Raw genomic sequence first — 17,858 nt, forward strand, 5'->3', positions numbered from 1 at the left:
TCATCATGACAAGACTAACGCAAGGGGCTAATCAAGTGTTAGCACTATCTTCCCTAAGTGTTTTTTCTCCATAAATGCCAGCTGTGCTTGCTCAATGTGTTGCAGTGGGAATGTCATAGCAACCAAAGGCTTGATCTGCCCGCTTTCAATACGCTTCACTAAATTCAGAAAAACCTCTGGCTCAATGACTGTGCATCCAAAGAAACTTAAGTCTTTTAAATACAAGGTGCGAAGATCCAATGTTACATCCGCGCCAGCAATAGCGCCCGAAACCGCATAACGACCTTTTGGCTTCATCACATCAAGCAATGTTGGCCAATTCTTACCACCAACCAGATCTACTACTACATCAACGCTGTTAAGTCCTAAGCGAGAGACTAGGTCTTCATCTCGAAAAACCACTTCATCTGTGCCTATGCTCTTCAATAGCGCTTCTTTAGAACGACTGGTTACGCCAATCACTTTGGCGCCGCGTGCCTTGGCTAGTTGAATAGCAGCCGACCCTACGCCACCGGTTGCCCCTGTTACCAATACTGTATCGGCTGTGCCTACATTGGCGCGAGTCAGCATATTTTCTGCGGTTGAGTAAGAGCAAGGAAATGATGCAAGCTCCACATCAGAAAGCTCAGTAGATACATGATGAGCGTAACGTGATGCTACCTTGGTAAATTCAGAAAACCCACCGTCACACTCAGAGCCGAAATACCACGGGCTTGATAGTTGTTCACCATTAGCCTCGTTCAGGCAAGGTTCAATAATGACACGCTGCCCTACTCTCGATTCATCCACACCCTCACCCGTAGCAACAATAACGCCACAAACATCGGCACCTTGAATACGAGGAAAACGCAAAGCTTCACCAGACCAAGATGCATCATCGCCGTCTGCGCCACTCTTTGAATACCAGCCTATTCGAGTATTAATATCGGTATTATTGACCCCTGCGGCGGATACCTTAATGAGCACTTCGCCTCTGGCAAGACGAGGCACTTCAATATCTGTACTGTATTGCAATTTGTCAAAATCACCATGTCCCGTCATCTGTACGCCATACATCGTTTGCTTGTTCATTCCAAAATTTTCCTTACCACATTTTTGGCTGCCACTATTGCTTGATCACCCATAGTAGGCCATCCCAGCGAAGCGCCTTCGTGTATTAAAAACAACTCCATCGCCAATTCGGGACGTGCACTTCTTCGCGCTAAGAGTTGAACCATTTGTTGTTTGTGTTCTTGTACCGCAACATTCACCTCTTCATTGTGAGGGAACGCGGCTAACGCGTTCATTGATAAGCACCCTTTAGGCGCGTTATTTTCCATCCATTGACCCAGGCCATCAAAAATAGCAATGACAGACTCCATTGGATTTAAAGATGACTCTTCACCTAATACAGCGAGATAGCGTTGGTGACGATGCTCTAATGCGCCTATCACCATAGATTCTTTCGATGGGTAGTAGCGATACAAGGTTCTTAAGCTCACACCAGAGGCGACTTTTAGTTCAGCGACACTCATTTGTGCAAAACCGTGCTGACTGAACGCGATTTCTAAACGACCCGCAATTTCATCTTTTACCATAAGTCCCTCAAGGTAGAACGTTTACTCTACCTGCATGGTAGAGTAAACGTTCTACCTTGGTCAACCATTTTCGATTAATTAGGCGTCGTCTGAAATAAAACTGTCATGAGGCCAGACATTTTAAGGAGACTAATAGGCGTGTAAGGGCGGTCAACGCTATATTTCACGTGTTCAATTAGGTAGACTGATTCAAACGCTATTTTCAATCAGAACAATGAAGCAATTACTCGATTTTATTCCCCTAATAATATTTTTTGTGTTGTACAAAATGTACGACATCTATACCGCTACAGGGGCATTAATAGTAGCTACCGCACTTCAACTCATTGTGACGTACGTAATGTACAAAAAAGTTGAAAAGATGCAGTTCATCACTTTTATTATGGTCACCCTTTTTGGTGGCATGACCATATTTCTACATGATGACAACTTCATAAAGTGGAAGGTGACCCTAGTTTATGCTGTATTTGCACTAGGACTCACCGTGACTCAGTTAATCGGAAAGCCGGTTATCAAGGGAATGCTTGGCAAAGAAATCACCTTGCCAGAGAGTGTATGGAATAAGATTAATTGGGCTTGGACGCTGTTTTTTACAGGCTGCGCAGTCCTTAATATTTACATCGCTTTCAACCTGCCTCTTGATACTTGGGTTAACTTCAAGGTCTTTGGCTTGCTCGCTGCAACGCTAATATTCACCTTGTTGACCGGTATTTATATTTACAAACATATGCAAAAAGAGAGCGAATAACCTAATGACTTCCCCATCATCTCAACCAGACCAAATCACCCCTAAAGGCGAGATGCTACTTAGAACCCTAGCTATGCCTGCAGATACCAATGCGAACGGTGATATCTTTGGTGGTTGGATCATGTCTCAACTCGATTTAGCAGGTGGTATTCTTGCTAAAGAGATCTCAAAAGGACGCATTGCTACAGTATCTGTATCAAGTATTACCTTTAAACGCCCTGTTTCAGTGGGAGACATAGTATGCTGTCATGGTGAGTGCAGCCGCATCGGTAACTCATCAATGTCTATCGAATTGCAGGTATGGAACAAAAAAGTCATGGGCGAGCGCACAGGTGAGCGCGATCTTGTTTGCGAAGCGACCTTCCATTATGTTGCAATCGATGAAAATGGGCGCCCTCGCGCAATTGAAAAGTAAAAGGACTGACTATGTGGTATGTTATTTTTTCTCAGGATGTCGAAGATTCATTGCAAAAACGCCTTAGCGTGCGAGAACAGCACCTAGAGCGCTTGCAGCGTTTACAAGACCAAGGACGTTTGCTTACCGCAGGTCCAATGCCAGCAATCGATAGCGATAATCCTGGTGAAGCTGGATTTACAGGCTCTACCGTCATCGCACAGTTTGAATCCTTGCAAGATGCCAAGGCGTGGGCTGATGCCGACCCCTACATCGAAGCTGGCGTTTATCAAAACGTTATCGTCAAACCCTTTAAAAAAGTATTCTAATTATGCATTCATCACTTAAAACACTGTTTATCGCAACAATGGCTACGCTTGTTCTCGCGGGTTGTTCATCAAATGGTGACAAACAAAGAGAACTCGAGCTCAAAGCAGACCGCCGCGCAGGAATTTTGGCTTCAAGCCTTCCAATTGAATACGGCCCGTTGACCATCACCAGAGCGTCAGCAAAAGGCAGTATTGTCATTATTGAGATGCTGTACAACCAATCTGGTAGCAAATCAGCCGATCAGTTAGTAGCGAGCGCGAAAAACTATTACTGCAGCTCAGAAGATGTGAAAGCAACCATGGACGAAGGTATCGGTTACCTTATAAAGGTTCGTAATAACAGAGGTCAGTTGGTTGTCGAAGAGATGATTACCTCAAAGACCTGCTCTTCCAGTGAAGAAAAACCTGCTGAATAATTAGGGGCTGTTGACCTAGATATACAAATAAAAGAAAGGCCAAACTAGATTGCTGTAGTTTGGCCTTTTTTATTGTTTTTTGTTCCGCCTTAACGACTAAACAATTGCACCTTTAAGCTCGCTTCTGAATCCACATCGGCAAATTCTGGCGGGTTGTCCAAACGTTGTAAGTACTTGAGCGTTGGGGCATGTTCAGCCATACCTTCAATAACAAAATCCGAAGTAACCGCTGGAGAGTTAGCACAAGCAAGTACTTGGCCATTTTCTGTTAGTAAATCAGGCAGGCGGCGCAAAATCTTCTGATAATCCTTGGTCAAAGCAAAACTGCCCTTTTGAAATGACGGTGGATCAGAGATGATCAAATCATAAGGCCCCATTCGTTTTATTTTGCCCCAAGACTTAAAAATATCATGGGCTAGAAACTTAACTCGACTCACCTCTTGGTTATTCAAGTGATGGTTGTCGCGTCCTCGGCTAAGAGATGAACGAGCCATATCCACATTGACTACCTGACTTGCTCCACCAGCAATTGCTACAACAGAGAAACCACAGGTGTAAGCAAATAGGTTGAGCACGTTCTTACCCTTAGAGTTTTCTCGAACCCAATCTCGCCCAAGACGCATATCCAAGAACAAGCCAGAGTTTTGGTTGGATGAGATATTCATCCAGTATTTGAGATCCGACTCTACCACCTCAACCTTGTCTGGTTGCTCTCCTAAAAGGAACTGCGTTGGCGCACCATGTTCATAACGATGCTGAATAGAGATCGAGCGTATCAACGCGTAATTAGGATCAGAAGCAAGTGATTCTAATCCTTGGGTTAACTCAGCAATAAATTCATCTGTTACTGGCTTAAATAACTGCACGACCAGATGCTGACCAATCCAATCACAAGTGATCTGCTCAAGGCCCTCATAGGTGCGACCTCGTCCGTGAAACAGTCGTCTTACCTCGGTTGGCGCTAAAGCTAGCCCTTCCTTCAATGTAGAGAAGAATACAGTAAGCGCTTGTGGGTTCATTGGTTGGGGTATTTCAGTCATTTTATTTTGGGCCAATTTAGTAATTGTGGTTGTTGCCAGTCTGTAATTTGTTGTTTGATCGCGTCTCGTTGCCATAACTCGCCGAGACTACTGTCATCACTAGGGTCTAGTTGATAGCGATAGGCTTGCCCGTTTAGCTCAAAAGCAAGAGCAAACGCATGTAGATATCCTCTATCGCTTTGGCTAGACGGTGTGTAGATTGGATCACCGACAATAGGACTACCAACCGATTTCAATGCCACGCGGATTTGATGCGTCTTTCCGGTACGAGGTTTACATATGAATACGCGGTAACCATCAGCAGATGCCGAGAAAAACTGGGTAATAGCTGGGTTTTCATTGCTTGGTATGAGCTTCCACATAGAGCGGCGACTCTTAGCCATATCACCCTTTATCAGCCCCTGCTTCTTCTTTGGTTTTTTGTCTGAGATTGCCAGATAAAATTTTTCAACTTCACGATTAGCAAACGCTTGAGAAAGTTCACTTGCTGCCTGTTGGTTTTTTCCTAGCAATAGCAACCCAGAGGTCATCTTATCTAATCTATGGATAAGGTAAAGTGGCCCACTATCGATGACGCTTTGGACTTCTTGTAGTAAAGCCGTATCGTTGTCATCTTTATGAACGCTAACACCGGGGTGCTTATTGATCAGCACAAAATCGGGTTGATTATCTATTATGTCAAACATGAACGACTCTGGATGGGGATTGATAACTGGAGTTAAGGCTTAAGTATATAGTGAGCGCTGGATGAATCCTACTTTTGTCACAATTGGCGCGTTGAGACCATTAAATTAGTGGGTTTTCATACACTTTATTCACACTTCGATTACCCACCAGCAATAACTCAGCTTAAAACTACGCCCACTACGACACTCTTAAGCAAAAGGCGTACAAAGTGCCTTTTTGCGTATACACTACAACTATAAGTGATTGATTATTAACTGAGAGAAATGGAAGGATTTTATCATGCGCTGACCCTTATCGGGATCGCGTTGTATTGGATAATTGTAGCGGGTGTCACCATTCGGGTGGTCATCAAAAGACGTTCTGTTAGCGTCTCTTTAGCTTGGCTAATGATTATCTATATTCTGCCAATAATCGGGGTAATCTGTTACTTCCTGTTTGGGGAGTTAAATCTAGGAAAAAAACGAGCTGAACGCGCGAAAGCCATGTTTGACCCTTATGAGGCTTGGTTTTTAAGGCTGCTTGATTGTAACGCCCATCTTCCTGAAAAAACGCCAACGCACATTACCCACATTGATGACCTGTGTACCAAACGTATGGGCATCCCTGCCCTTTGCGGCAACACCTTGTCTTTGCAAGATACGCCAGAAAAAATTCTAAAGTCGATTGTTGAAGATATTGAGCAGGCACAAAGCATCATTCGCATGGAGTTTTACATTTGGAATGAAGGTGGTTTAGCCAATGCGGTCTCTGCGGCTTTAATCCAAGCATCACAACGAGGTGTGCGATGTCAGATCCTCATCGATGCAGCAGGTAGCCGAAAATTCTTCGCCTCTTCCTGGTGTAAGATGATGCTTGATGCGGGTGTCGAGGTTATTCAGGCTTTGCAGGTAAATCCATGGCGTATGTTCCTACGTCGCCTCGATCTTAGGCAGCACAGAAAAATCATCGTTATCGATGATAATGTCGCCTACACAGGTTCAATGAATCTTGTCGACCCTGAGTATTTTAAGCAAAATGCCGGAGTTGGAATGTGGATTGACGTCATGGTGCGCATCACAGGCCCTACAGTGAACGTGCTTTCAGCGATTCATTGCTGGGACTGGGAGGTTGAAACCGGTGAACGTTCTTTCCCTGCTCCGCCAGAGTGCCATATCGACCAAGACAATCTGTTGCACCCAATACAAGTGGTGCCATCTGGCCCAGGTATGCCCGAGAACCTTATTCAGCAAGTACTGACTATTTCCATTAGCCGAGCCAGTGAATCAGTTACCATTACTACGCCTTACTTTGTTCCGAGCGAAGAACTTCTGCAAACACTGCGGACTACCGCGCAACGTGGGGTTAAAGTAGAGCTCATTATTCCGAAGAAAAATGACTCTATTATGGTGGGCTGGGCATCTAAAGCCTTCTACGCGGAACTGCTGTCTGCCGGGGTCATTATTCATGAGTTTGAAGGTGGACTGCTGCATACCAAGTCAGTAGTGATAGACCAGCAATATTGTCTAATAGGCACGGTTAACCTTGATGTAAGAAGTCTTTGGCTTAATTTCGAGGTGACGCTGGTGGTGGATGATGCAGAGTTTACTCAGCAACTTTATTGGCTACAGCAAACCTACATACAGCAATCTACTACAGTGGACGAAGATCGCTGGCGTGAGAGAAGTATGTTGCATCGTTTCCTAGAGCGCACTTTTTACCTGTTTAGTCCTGTTCTGTAAACACCCGATTTACTTGATTAAACGTAATTTTTCTTGCACTGCCTGCCCTGCTCATGGTTTAAATAACCCTATAGCAATTACTTCAGGGAAGGCAGATGGCAAAGAGCAAATCTCCAGTGACAAAAACCACGCAACTTATTAGTGCGGGTCGAGATAAAAAATACACCCATGGCGTGGTCAATCCACCTGTGCAGCGCGCATCCACAATTTTGTTCGATACGGTGGCTGAGAAAAACCAAGCAACCATCAACAGAGCCAACAAAGCGCTATTTTATGGTCGCCGTGGTACCCAAACTCACTTTGCTTTCCAAGATGCTATGGTCGATCTTGAAGGGGGCTTTGGTTGTGCGCTTTACCCGTGTGGCACTGCAGCTATCTCAAATGCAATCTTGTCTTTTGTAGAAACAGGCGATCACATCCTGATGGTGGATACCTGTTACGAACCCACCCGTGACTTCTGCAACACCATGCTAAAGCGACTTGGTGTTGAGACAACCTACTACACACCAACAATTGGCGAAGAGATACAAGATCTCATCCAGCCAAACACCAAGCTCCTTTTCTTGGAGTCTCCTGGTTCAGTTACCATGGAAGTGCAAAACGTACCGCTACTTGCTGAAATAGCCCATCAAAACGATATGATCGTGATGTTGGATAATACGTGGTCTGCAGGCCTGCACTTCTCACCGTTTGAATTTGGCGTCGATATCTCCATACAAGCTGCGACTAAGTACATAGTGGGACACTCTGATGTCATGCTAGGTACGGCAATTGCTACCGAAAAATACTGGGATCAATTACGCGAGAACAGCTATCTGATGGGACAGTGCGTGTCACCAGATGATGCCTATCTCGGTCTACGTGGTATTCGCACCTTAGATCTGCGACTCAAACAACATCAACAAAACAGCTTAAAAGTCGCTAACTGGCTAGCAACTAGACCAGAAGTGGATCATGTTCGTCATCCAGAATTTGAAACCTGCCCTGGACATCAATACTTCAAGCGAGACTTTACTGGTGGTAATGGCTTGTTCTCATTTGTAATGAAGAGCCAGAATACCAAGGCAACCACTGCACTGCTTGATGGAATGGAACTGTTTGGTATGGGCTATTCATGGGGCGGCTATGAAAGCTTAATTCTTGCTAACGAACCAAGAAGCTTCAACAGTCTAAGAACTGTCGCAAACCCTAACTTCACCGGCACTCTATTCCGCCTTCATATCGGTCTTGAGAACGTGGACGATCTTATCAAAGATCTCGAGGTGGGCTTTGCTCGCTACAACGCCGTTCTACAGGCCGAGGAAAGCGCGGTCAGTTAATAAGCGCGGTCAGCTAATTTTTCCTGTTAGGCCTCCCCACTCGAGGGAGGTCTATTATTTTTACTCTTCTATTTCTTCGCTAGACCTATATACTGCCCGCAGTAAACAGCAGGTTCGGCCATTTTTGGCGAACATTCAGTACCGCGGAGCAACAATGTCTAAAAATACTATTTCCATGATTGGCCTATGTAACCCTAAAAGCCCGACCAATGTGGGCGCAGTTATGCGCGCAGCAGGGTGTTACCAAGCAAGTGAAGTTCGCTTTACCGGAACTCGTTTTGCGCAAGCGGCCAAGTACCATACCGACACCAAGGATATGGCCGGGAAAATAGATTTGAAACAAATGGAATCCCTTACTGATGAACTCGACCCAGACACAAAGATTGTCTGTGTTGAGCTTGCTGAAGGCGCGACTCCGTTGCCTCAATTTCAGCACCCAGAGAAAGCGATATACATATTCGGGCCTGAAGATAGTTCTATCCCCCAGCAAGTGGTCGACAAGGCAGATGCTGTTGTCTACGTACCGACTATTGGCTGCATGAACTTAGCGGCAACCGTTAACGTGTTGCTTTACGATCGCCTAGCAAAGTCTAATCAGGAGATTGATCATACGCAGCGCATTATCGAAAGTCGCGACGTGAACAATCGCCTTAAGGTCTAGAATTCTTTGGCCATTAAAGTGCCCAGCATAACAGTACAAACCATCTAATTTATACCCATAGCCAAACACAAGTCTGGCTTACATTATCAAGGTTTAACATGTATCAATTAACGATTTCACTGGAACAGTTTTTAGCTGAATTCTGGCAAAAGAAACCCACCATCATTAAGGGTGGTTTTGCTAACTTCCAAGACCCTATTTCAGCTGAAGAGCTTGCGGGACTGACGATGGAAGAAGAAGTCGACTCACGTTATGTGTCCAATAAAGATGGCGAGTGGATTGCTGAGCATGGACCTTTTACTGAAGAAAAATATGCCTCACTAGAAGAAACCAATTGGTCAATCATAGTTCAAGCAGCAAACCACTGGCATCAAGGCGCAGCGGAGCTTGTTGAGCCATTTAAAGCTATGCCACAGTGGCTATTTGATGACTTGATGATCAGCTACTCAGTGAAAGATGGTGGTGTGGGTCCGCACATTGACCAATACGACGTATTTATTGTGCAAGGCAGTGGTAAACGCCACTGGCGCGTAGGCGCAAAAGATGAAGGCCAGTATGTTGAAACCAATCAGCACAGCGCTCTACGTCAAATCGAAGGCTTTGAAGCTATCATAGATCAAGTCCTTGAGCCGGGCGACATCTTATATATCCCGCCTGGATTCCCGCATGATGGATATGCACTTGAGCCATCAATGAGTTTCTCTATTGGCTTTCGCTCGCCAAAAGAGCAAGAGTTAATCAGTAATTTTGCAGACTATATCCTGGCGAATGATGTTGGTGATGTTCACCTGCATAAACCTGAGATGAAGACACAAGATAACTTTGGCCAGATTAGCACTAGCGACCTGAATTCCTTAACAGAGATGCTATTAGCATCGATGGAAGATGAGCATCGCGTGAATGACTTTATGGGTTGCTTGCTGAGCCAATCGCGCCATCAATTGAACATCATAACCCCCGAACCTTTGTGGGAAAGTGAAGAAGTCGCGAACCACCTACTCTCTGGTAGGAGCATAGAAAAAGTGGCTGGCCTGCGCGCCCTATATCATGAGCAAGATGACAGCATTGCCTACATAAACGGAGAAGTCATAAAGGTCTCCGAGGAAGACAGCTCTATCATCCAGCTACTTTGCGGAAAGCAGCAGCTTAGCGTTGAGGATTTCCCTACGGGTATTGCCGCTGCAAACGTCTCGCTACTGTGTGACTTAATCAACAAAGGCTATTGGTATATCGATAGCGAATAAATGCCACCAATTAACATTCTTTGTTGACGATGACTCTCTATGGCTCCTTATTGGAGCCATTTTTTTGCTCACTACACACGGTAGACTACTTTTCAGACTTTTTATCAATTTTAGTTTGAGAATAAATCAAATATATAGCTGTTCATATGTGAGTAATATCGAACTATTATTCTTCCCGTCAACGCAAACACATTCCAAGGGGAACATCACATGACTAAGCTGACTATCGTTGCAAACATCATTGCTAAAGAAGACAAAATTGAATTGGTAAAGGCTGAGTTGCTTAAACTCATCGATGTGACTCGTGCAGAAGAGGGCTGTATCAACTACGATCTGCACCAAGATAACGAGAACCCTGCTCACTTTATGTTTTATGAAAACTGGGTATCTCGCGATCTATGGCAAGCCCATATGGGTAACCAACACCTCGCTGACTATATGGCAGCGACAGAGGGTGCAGTTGATCAGTTCATCCTTAATGAAATGACACACATCGCTTAGCGATAAGATTAAAAACCTAACCTTTATCAAGTCCCAGCAACGTCAATGTTGTTGGGATTTTTTGTCATATAGAGTATCGATTTCCAAATAAACCTTTGGTAGATTCAAACAATGCCCTTTCACTGATAAGAAACCATGCACATCCGTTTGATTACCCCTGAAGAAACCTTACCTATACGTCACAGCGTACTTTGGCCTGCGAAGCCAATCGAGTTTTGCCAAGTCAAAGAAGACAACTCCGGTATCCATTTCGGCGCATTTGAAAATGATAGTTTGGTTTGTGTCGCCTCGGTTTTCATAACCGGTACGCGAGCGAGACTAAGAAAGTTTGCGACGCTGCATGAGCATCAAGGAAACGGTATTGGTACTCAAGTTATCGAACACATCATTGAGTATTTGAAACGCCATGGAGTGACGTATTTTTGGTGTGACGCAAGAGAATCTGCACAAGACTTTTACGCTCGTTTCGGCATGCAAAAACAGGGAGAGCGTTTTTTCAAAAGCGATGAGCCCTACTTTAAGATGTCTGTAGAGCTAAATTAGTACAGCTAAAAGCGTTAACCCAAAGATTCAAACTCATCAACTTCAAACCTTGCCCTTCTTGCCTCAGCAACAGAGCAGTGCGTCATCTCCATTAACTCTGACAAAGTCATGTTCGGATTTTCAGTCAATAAGCGCTTTAAGCGATCGGCGGGTGATTCTAATTTGTCTTGATGAAGTTGCAGGGCGAGGTTCAGCTTTTTGAGAATAAATAACACACCCTCTGGTTGCTGCGTTAATGCCGAGCAGAGCGCCTGAATATTCAATGCATCACCTGACACTTGCCAGTGCCGACTTCGGCGTACCCTCTTTAACTCACACTCATGTTTGAGCGCAAGCTGCTTTACCGATTGTACGGTTTCTTTACCTACTCTATGGATTAAAGAAGGCAACGCGACAGTGATGCTTTGGTCTATTTTCATTTCACTAAGTTACATTGTAACTATATTGGTAATTGATGTGCACTAACTACTTCCATCCATGCAGCCACTGTTTTGGATCTTTCAATACCATCCAATCAATAGAGCGGGTTCGCTTGGTGACAATAGGTTCAATAATGCAGAGCTCGACCATTCCCTCTTCATCGAGCTCTACTTCTGTGACAATAAAGTGCTTCTCTTTATTTTGACAGTTTACCGCTGTCCATTTACTTCGTAGCAACTTTTTGGGGTTAATTTGATTCATTGTTGTACCTCGCTGTAGACACTTTCCTTTGTACGAGAACAATCATCAATTTGTGCTAACTGACTTCTCTAACTGAAGGTGCTGATATAAAGCGCTTCAACTTTATCTCTTGCCCACTGAGTTTTTCGTAAGAACTTCAATGATGATTTAATAGAAGGATCATTGCTAAAACAGTTCACTCTCACTTCAGCATGCAGACCGCTCCAACCATAATGCTCCACCAAACGCGTTAAGATCTTCTCTAAAGAAAGACCGTGTAAAGGATTGTTGGGTTGCTGTTGAGTCATAACTTACTTCTACTTATGAATTGACAAAAATTGTGCTCAATGTGACTCTAAATCAAAGATGATGCAAACAAATTCGCGCATTATTTGGTTTTTGTGACCAATTCGCAGCACTGACCATTCTACTTACTCTATTTGAGCTAAAAATATGAGACTCCTAGCAGATAAAACCGGCGAGCAATTTCTGGAAATCCTTGAACAGCAAGGTGATGTGCTGATCGTGCAATTCATCTCTAATGAAGGTATTCGTAAGGGCAAACCGTTCAAAGACTCACTGACGGGATTGTACCTGACAGGCTGGACTCACCGTTCTACCTCAACCGCTATAGGTTTAGAAAGGTTTAAGCAAGGGGTCTTACAAGATGCCACTGTGAGTTTTGCCTTACATCAACTCTACCCTCTTGGCCGCAAAGTTAAGATGCCTTCAGGCGAAATCGCAACCATAGCCAGCTATGCCAATACTCACGCTGATGGCTATTACATGTACGTGCGTATGGATGAAGAATTGCATCGCCACAGAATCACATCCGAGTGGGAACTGCTCCCCTCTGAAAAACTACTAGCTCTGCCTTATTACCCTGCCCCTCTTACAAAAGAAGAAAAGCAAACGATTGATGACTATGACACATGGGCAGGTGGATTTTAATGCTTGGTATTGGGCGCCTAAACTGAGACAATTGGCCCCGAATTTATCTATCAAGGTCAAAGATGAAACTTTTAGTTCGCAACCTTTCACGCAAAATGACTGAACATGAGATTCGTGTTCTTTTCTCTGAGCACGGTGACGTTACGGTATGTAACCTAGTGCTAGACCAAGAGACAGGCCTATCTAAAGGCTTTGCTTTTGTTGAAATGCCAAACACAAGTGAAGCGAAAGCTGCCATCTCAGCATTAGATCAAGCTGATGTGCAAAAAAGCAAGATACGAGTAAAACTAGCTAAGAACTAGCAGATACTATCTTGAAAAACACCGGAAGCCAGCGATTGATTCAGCTGGCTTCGTTGTTTCTATACTGCTATTTATTGTCTGCTTGTTTAAGAGCAAATCATTTAAGGCTCAACCATTTACTAGTAATGAGCTTTTGACTTAGGCTCTGACAGTGCTAGCACCATCGAACTGCCTAGCAACACTACCTTCAGTCCTAGCACAGCACTTACAACAAACACCCCGTGTATTGACAACCCACTTACCAGCATCGCCACACAAATCAGAGTAACCAGTAGATCCGCACCTGGCAAAGCCATTGCTTTTAAATTGCCTGAACGCAATGCCAGCAACAGAGCTGTAACCTCATCCAACAAGAAATAAACGATGACTGTAGCGGCCGCCAGAAATAATGCTACCTCAGGATAGAGAGTCAAAGAAAAAGAAGCTAAGAACAGAGAAATAATCAGGGTTGCATGACGCTTGAAGCCGACTGCACCAGCAATCTGCGAAACTGAATTGCCACTCAAACAAAGCATCACTACTAGCACTGTCGCAAAACCTGTAAACGCCGCTGATAACAACTGAGAGAACAAAGTCTGAGTCATTAACGGGCATGCCATAGTAAAGAATCCAACCAATACAGTACCACCTCCAACTGTCACTTGAGCGCGTACATCATTGGTAAAATCAAGCTCGGCATAAGCCGCGTTTTCTGAACTTGAGATTTGATGATTCATCGTCTGAGCAGTCATGAGTAAATCCTTTTTTGGCAGCGCCAACATTGCGCTGCTTGGTTGATGGATTAATAGTACTCAATGAACTTCATGGTGCCTGCTCGTACAATTACTAGCCCGATTGGCTGAATTTACTAACTCGCATATAAACGAATACTAGTAAAAAACGCCTACATGACTAGATGTAGGCGTTTTAATTTCGAAACCTTAAGCGGATAACTCTCTTAACAGAGGAAAGGCTTGCTTAGTTTTGTCTTGTGTCGCAACAAAACCAACCATTACCTCTTGTTCGTTGTAGGCTTTAGCGACTATACCATCAGCCTGAATGTCTAAGTTCCATCGATTTACTTGATTATCCGAGGTAATACCTGCGATCTGGATAGGATACTTAGGTGTTTTGACCTTCACCATCATTTTCGGCAATACCACAGAGGTAGGCTCGCCCAGCAAGGTCTTCGCCAATGCCGACGCACTCACAACGGTGGGTTGAAGATAAGCTCTCACCTGACCATCAAGCTCCGCACAATCGCCTAAGGCATAAATATTGCTCTCTGATGTCTGCATCGATTCATCAACACAAATGCCACGGTTTGTAGCAAGGCCAGTTTGTTTTGCCAGAGCAACGTTAGGAACTAAGCCGGCACAAACCAATACTTCATCAACAGTTAGCAGCTCACCATTGCCAAGCACTAGGTTATAGCCGTTTTCAGATTGGCTCACCTTTGTGACCGCGGTACTTGAGCGAGCATCAACGTTGAGCTTACGCATAGATTGCTCTAATTTTAACGCGATCAATTCAGGCAGTTGGTTTGCCATAAGGCGCTCACCTGCCTCAATAAGGGTTATCTGCTTGTTTGCCAAAGCAAGATCCATACTGATCTCAACACCAATCAAGCCACCACCAATAACCAAGATGGAATTAGCCTTGGTAAGACGCTCAGAGAACATATCAAACTCTTGGAGGCTATTGAGCGTAATAGGATCGCTCTCTCTCAAGCCTTCTATAGGCGGAACAAAAGGCGTAGCACCCGTTGCCAAAACCAGATTCGAATAGTCAAATCGCTGACCATTGGCGAACACAGCTTTCTGCTCTGAATCGATCTCTTCAACCCAATGCTCAGCAAACAACTCTATATTTTGCTCTCTAGTAAATGTCTCTGCCACTGTAGATATCAGCTGCTCTGAGGTTTGCTGTCTTGATACTACGTGGCTGAGATCCGGCTTATTGTAATCATGGCCTTTGTCAGCGGTGATAACGCGAATAGGCACCTGCTGATCCATTCTGCGCAAGGTTTTAACCAGTTGGTAAGCGGCAAAGCCGCTACCAATAATTGTGACTGGATTCATTACGCCACCTCGCAACGAGTGTGCACTGCAAATACATCTTTACCAAGATTACATTCTGGACATAAGAAGTAATCAGGCACATCACCCCATGCAGTACCAGGTTCAACACCTTGGTTAGGTTCTCCTATTTCTGGGTCGTATACCCAGTTGCACACGGTACAGATCATGCAATCACAGCCTGCCCCATGAGCTTGTGGTTTTTGTTTTTCAGGAACAGCAACCGACAGTGCCGGAGCCGGCTCTGCTTCCACAACTTGCATCGGCTGTACATTCAATTCATGCAAAGCCCATTGTTTCGCGATCTGCTGACCGTGAGCACGGCAGATCCTCATCGCCTTACCATCAGGGCGCCATTTCGTTTTTAAGCCCGCTACGGTTTCAAAGCCAGCATCTGTTAAACGAGAGTGAATTCGGTCTACCGCACCACCGTTCCAACCGTAACTGCCAAAGGCACCTGCTTTTTTCTGTTTGAAGCGCAGCCCTGTGATTTCTTCTAGCATACCCGCGACTTTAGGCATCATCACATTGTTCATAGTTGAAGAGCCTACGAGCACACCTTTAGAGCGGAATACATTGGCAAGGATCTCATTCTTATCCTGACGCGATACGTTGAATACTTTAACCGCTACAGCAGGATCAACATCGTGGATACCTTGAGCAATAGCATCTGCCATCATTCGAGTATTGTTCGACATAGAGTCATAGAAAATAGTGATGCGGTCTTCTTGATAATCGTCAGCCCACTCTAAATACTTCTCAATGATTTGTGCAGGGTTATCACGCCATACAATACCGTGTGAAGTGGCAATCATATCTACAGGCAAGTTGAAGCTGAGTACTTCTTTGATTTTTGCCGTTACTAGGTTGCTAAATGGCGTCAGGATATTTGAGTAATAACGAAGGCACTGATCCATTAATTCGGTTTGGTCGACTTCATCATTGAACAAGTGCTCATCACAATAGTGCTGACCAAAGGCATCGTTACTAAACAGCACAGCATCGCCGGTCAAATACGTCATCATGCTATCTGGCCAATGCAGCATAGGCGCTTCAACAAACACTAATTGCTTACCGTTACCAACATCTAAGCTGTCACCGGTTTTAACTGTCTTAAAGTTCCATTCTGGATGATGGTGATGACCCACAATTGAGTCAATGGCGGCTTCAGTACAATAGATTGGTGTGTTGGGAATACGCTCAAGCAGAGCCGCTAAAGCGCCTGAGTGATCTTCTTCGGCGTGGTTTACGACAATGCAATCGATACTCTTAAGGTCGATTTCCATTTCTAGATTTTGTAAGAACTGGTGGCTAAATCTATGGTCAACGGTATCAATCAGTACCGTCTTCTCTTCGCGGAGAAGGTAACTGTTGTAGCTTGTACCCTTGGTCATTTTAAATTCAGTACCATGGAAGTCTTGAACTTCCCAATCGCGTTGTCCTACCCAGTGAATATTGTTTTTAACATGAATCGTCATTGTATTGCCTTTACTGCTTGTGCAAATAAGAATTACCTTTTGCATTGCATCTGGCGTGCCAACTTTTTAACTGACTGTTTTAAAAGGAAATCAGACAATTTGACTCATTGATATTGTGAATATGACAACGCCAATTCATAATCATATAGACAACTTTGTCTTTATGATAAAAATGAAAATAACGTGCCTTACAACTAAAAACGCAGTATCCAGAAAGTAGTTCGGGATACTGCGTTGTTGGCAAAAGACGCTTTTTTTTTTGGGGGGGGGATAAATCTTACCAATAATTCTCAGAGCTATAATGACCGGGCTTTCGCCTCAGATGTTTGTGATAGCCTCTTTGGGTCAGAGTCAGCCCACTCTCGCGAACCATGGCAGGGTTACCACACAGATAAACGAATGTTTTCTCCATATCAAGGCGCACACCAGTATGAGACTCTAGTACTCTCTTTTCTATCAGTTGTGGCACTCGGCCAGAAAGACTGCCTGGTACATCTTCTCTAGACACAATCGGAACGTATTTAAACCTGCTGCCGAATTTTTCCTGAAAGGTCTCAATCAAATCGCTATACACGAGATCTTGTTTAAAGCGCACCGCATGCACCAAAATGATATCGGTATAGTGCTCTGGGAAAGCGTCTGATTGCAAAATGGATAAGTAAGGACCAATACCTGTTCCCGTTCCCATCATCCACAGCTCTGTGGCGTTGTCTGGGATTTCATCTAGGGTCATAAACCCAGCGCACTGCTCTCCTACCATGACTTCATCATCTGGATGCAAGGTATGAAGATTGGGTGATAATGCGCCATCAGGATCAGAAATAATTAAAAACTCCAACTCCCCCGTTGCGTGATAATCCTCTGGGGAGTTCACTATTGAATATGCCTTACGCAGAAAGTCACCTTCAGAATTGTACAAACCCAACTTAGTAAACTGGCCCGCGGTAAATGAAATACCTGGCACCTTTACTCTTATTGAAAACAAAATGTCAGTCCAATCAACCCTAGAAATCACTAAACCACAAACAAACCCAACATGTGGAGTCATATCGCTCAACCTCTTTATTTGTCATTACATTTAATCTAGTTCAATTAAATGCAATGGGCATGCCATTAGCAGTAATTTATTATAATTCAGTTCCTTATAGAATAGGACGAAGGAGTATTATCATTACGACAATGTCAGATTTCATATCTTTATGACAAAGCTTTGTTACACTGACAAAAGTATGA

General features: G+C 44.2%; 23 protein-coding genes. 12 read left to right on the top strand and 11 right to left on the bottom strand.

Annotation, left to right across the window (positions count from 1 at the left end; all coding sequences use genetic code 11):
* Window positions 1-27: 27 nt before the first annotated feature.
* Both OCU46_RS08100 and OCU46_RS08105 read right to left on the bottom strand, forming a co-directional pair.
* The gene (locus OCU46_RS08100) at window positions 28-1,071 is read right to left on the bottom strand and encodes an alcohol dehydrogenase family protein (RefSeq protein WP_141268297.1); all 1,044 of its coding nucleotides are present in this window, start codon (window positions 1,069-1,071) and stop codon (window positions 28-30) included.
* Window positions 1,068-1,577, bottom strand: coding sequence for a TetR/AcrR family transcriptional regulator (locus tag OCU46_RS08105; protein WP_141268298.1), 510 nt, complete (start codon window positions 1,575-1,577; stop codon window positions 1,068-1,070). Before OCU46_RS08105 ends, OCU46_RS08100 begins: the two co-directional genes overlap by 4 nt.
* 214 nt (window positions 1,578-1,791) lie before the next feature.
* Here OCU46_RS08105 and OCU46_RS08110 point away from each other — a divergent pair, with 214 nt between their 5' ends.
* From OCU46_RS08110 to OCU46_RS08125, 4 genes are read left to right on the top strand one after another with little or no spacing between them, the layout of a single operon-like run.
* Entirely contained in the window at window positions 1,792-2,325 is a 534-nt protein-coding gene (locus OCU46_RS08110; protein WP_141268299.1) for a septation protein A, read from the top strand.
* Window positions 2,326-2,329: 4 nt separating this feature from the next.
* The gene (yciA, locus tag OCU46_RS08115) at window positions 2,330-2,740 is read left to right on the top strand and encodes an acyl-CoA thioester hydrolase YciA (RefSeq protein WP_141268300.1); all 411 of its coding nucleotides are present in this window, start codon (window positions 2,330-2,332) and stop codon (window positions 2,738-2,740) included.
* A gap of 11 nt (window positions 2,741-2,751) precedes the next feature.
* Window positions 2,752-3,048: a YciI family protein gene (locus OCU46_RS08120; protein ID WP_141268301.1), complete on the top strand. Its 297-nt coding sequence runs from the start codon at window positions 2,752-2,754 to the stop codon at window positions 3,046-3,048.
* Between the two features lie 2 nt (window positions 3,049-3,050).
* Window positions 3,051-3,464 carry a GspS/AspS pilotin family protein gene (locus tag OCU46_RS08125; protein WP_141268302.1) on the top strand — a complete coding sequence of 138 codons (414 nt, stop codon included), beginning with the start codon at window positions 3,051-3,053 and terminating at the stop codon, window positions 3,462-3,464.
* An 89-nt stretch (window positions 3,465-3,553) separates the two neighbouring features.
* Here the strand turns inward: OCU46_RS08125 and OCU46_RS08130 are convergent, their stop codons facing one another.
* Both OCU46_RS08130 and OCU46_RS08135 read right to left on the bottom strand, forming a co-directional pair.
* Window positions 3,554-4,483, bottom strand: a complete 930-nt coding sequence (locus OCU46_RS08130; RefSeq protein ID WP_141268780.1) for a class I SAM-dependent methyltransferase — start codon at window positions 4,481-4,483, stop codon at window positions 3,554-3,556.
* Window positions 4,484-4,500: 17 nt separating this feature from the next.
* Entirely contained in the window at window positions 4,501-5,190 is a 690-nt protein-coding gene (locus OCU46_RS08135) for a TIGR01621 family pseudouridine synthase (RefSeq protein ID WP_141268303.1), read from the bottom strand.
* 264 nt (window positions 5,191-5,454) lie between these two features.
* On the opposite strand from OCU46_RS08135, the gene cls reads away from it, so the two are divergent.
* The 6 genes from cls to OCU46_RS08165 all read left to right on the top strand — a co-directional run bounded on the left by cls (window position 5,455) and on the right by OCU46_RS08165 (window position 11,177).
* The gene (gene cls, locus OCU46_RS08140) at window positions 5,455-6,909 is read left to right on the top strand and encodes a cardiolipin synthase (RefSeq protein WP_141268304.1); all 1,455 of its coding nucleotides are present in this window, start codon (window positions 5,455-5,457) and stop codon (window positions 6,907-6,909) included.
* A 95-nt stretch (window positions 6,910-7,004) separates the two neighbouring features.
* The gene (locus OCU46_RS08145) at window positions 7,005-8,228 is read left to right on the top strand and encodes a cystathionine beta-lyase (protein ID WP_141268305.1); all 1,224 of its coding nucleotides are present in this window, start codon (window positions 7,005-7,007) and stop codon (window positions 8,226-8,228) included.
* Between the two features lie 154 nt (window positions 8,229-8,382).
* The gene (locus OCU46_RS08150) at window positions 8,383-8,889 is read left to right on the top strand and encodes an RNA methyltransferase (protein WP_141268306.1); all 507 of its coding nucleotides are present in this window, start codon (window positions 8,383-8,385) and stop codon (window positions 8,887-8,889) included.
* A gap of 98 nt (window positions 8,890-8,987) precedes the next feature.
* On the top strand, window positions 8,988-10,133 hold the full coding sequence (locus OCU46_RS08155; RefSeq protein ID WP_141268307.1) for a ribosomal protein uL16 3-hydroxylase: 1,146 nt from the start codon (window positions 8,988-8,990) through the stop codon (window positions 10,131-10,133).
* Window positions 10,134-10,343: 210 nt separating this feature from the next.
* Complete coding sequence (locus OCU46_RS08160; protein ID WP_141268308.1) at window positions 10,344-10,634, top strand: putative quinol monooxygenase; 291 nt, start codon at window positions 10,344-10,346, stop codon at window positions 10,632-10,634.
* A gap of 135 nt (window positions 10,635-10,769) precedes the next feature.
* Window positions 10,770-11,177, top strand: coding sequence for a GNAT family N-acetyltransferase (locus OCU46_RS08165; protein WP_141268309.1), 408 nt, complete (start codon window positions 10,770-10,772; stop codon window positions 11,175-11,177).
* Between the two features lie 14 nt (window positions 11,178-11,191).
* Here the strand turns inward: OCU46_RS08165 and OCU46_RS08170 are convergent, their stop codons facing one another.
* The 3 genes from OCU46_RS08170 to OCU46_RS08180 form a co-directional block, all read right to left on the bottom strand.
* Window positions 11,192-11,596 carry a ribosome recycling factor family protein gene (locus OCU46_RS08170; protein ID WP_141268310.1) on the bottom strand — a complete coding sequence of 135 codons (405 nt, stop codon included), beginning with the start codon at window positions 11,594-11,596 and terminating at the stop codon, window positions 11,192-11,194.
* Between the two features lie 46 nt (window positions 11,597-11,642).
* On the bottom strand, window positions 11,643-11,858 hold the full coding sequence (locus OCU46_RS08175) for a TIGR02450 family Trp-rich protein (protein WP_141268311.1): 216 nt from the start codon (window positions 11,856-11,858) through the stop codon (window positions 11,643-11,645).
* 68 nt (window positions 11,859-11,926) lie between these two features.
* On the bottom strand, window positions 11,927-12,145 hold the full coding sequence (locus OCU46_RS08180; protein WP_102322598.1) for a VF530 family protein: 219 nt from the start codon (window positions 12,143-12,145) through the stop codon (window positions 11,927-11,929).
* Window positions 12,146-12,290: 145 nt separating this feature from the next.
* Between OCU46_RS08180 and OCU46_RS08185 the strand changes: the two genes are divergently transcribed.
* Window positions 12,291-12,788 carry a hypothetical protein gene (locus OCU46_RS08185; RefSeq protein WP_141268312.1) on the top strand — a complete coding sequence of 166 codons (498 nt, stop codon included), beginning with the start codon at window positions 12,291-12,293 and terminating at the stop codon, window positions 12,786-12,788.
* A 62-nt stretch (window positions 12,789-12,850) separates the two neighbouring features.
* Complete coding sequence (locus tag OCU46_RS08190; RefSeq protein WP_141268313.1) at window positions 12,851-13,090, top strand: RNA recognition motif domain-containing protein; 240 nt, start codon at window positions 12,851-12,853, stop codon at window positions 13,088-13,090.
* A 119-nt stretch (window positions 13,091-13,209) separates the two neighbouring features.
* Here OCU46_RS08190 and OCU46_RS08195 read toward each other — a convergent pair whose 3' ends face one another.
* The 4 genes from OCU46_RS08195 to OCU46_RS08210 all read right to left on the bottom strand — a co-directional run bounded on the left by OCU46_RS08195 (window position 13,210) and on the right by OCU46_RS08210 (window position 17,673).
* Window positions 13,210-13,821, bottom strand: coding sequence for a hypothetical protein (locus tag OCU46_RS08195; RefSeq protein WP_141268314.1), 612 nt, complete (start codon window positions 13,819-13,821; stop codon window positions 13,210-13,212).
* Between the two features lie 189 nt (window positions 13,822-14,010).
* Window positions 14,011-15,150 (bottom strand): NADH:flavorubredoxin reductase NorW, encoded by a 1,140-nt coding sequence (norW, locus tag OCU46_RS08200; RefSeq protein ID WP_141268315.1) that lies wholly within the window; start codon window positions 15,148-15,150, stop codon window positions 14,011-14,013.
* Window positions 15,150-16,625: an anaerobic nitric oxide reductase flavorubredoxin gene (gene norV / locus OCU46_RS08205; protein ID WP_141268316.1), complete on the bottom strand. Its 1,476-nt coding sequence runs from the start codon at window positions 16,623-16,625 to the stop codon at window positions 15,150-15,152. The genes norW and norV overlap by 1 nt, the downstream gene beginning before the upstream one ends.
* A 277-nt stretch (window positions 16,626-16,902) precedes the next feature.
* Entirely contained in the window at window positions 16,903-17,673 is a 771-nt protein-coding gene (locus OCU46_RS08210; RefSeq protein ID WP_141268317.1) for a ferredoxin--NADP reductase, read from the bottom strand.
* Window positions 17,674-17,858 lie beyond the last annotated feature (185 nt).

Origin of the sequence: Vibrio comitans, assembly GCA_024346835.1 — a bacterium.
GTDB classification, from domain to species: Bacteria; Pseudomonadota; Gammaproteobacteria; order Enterobacterales; family Vibrionaceae; genus Vibrio; species Vibrio comitans.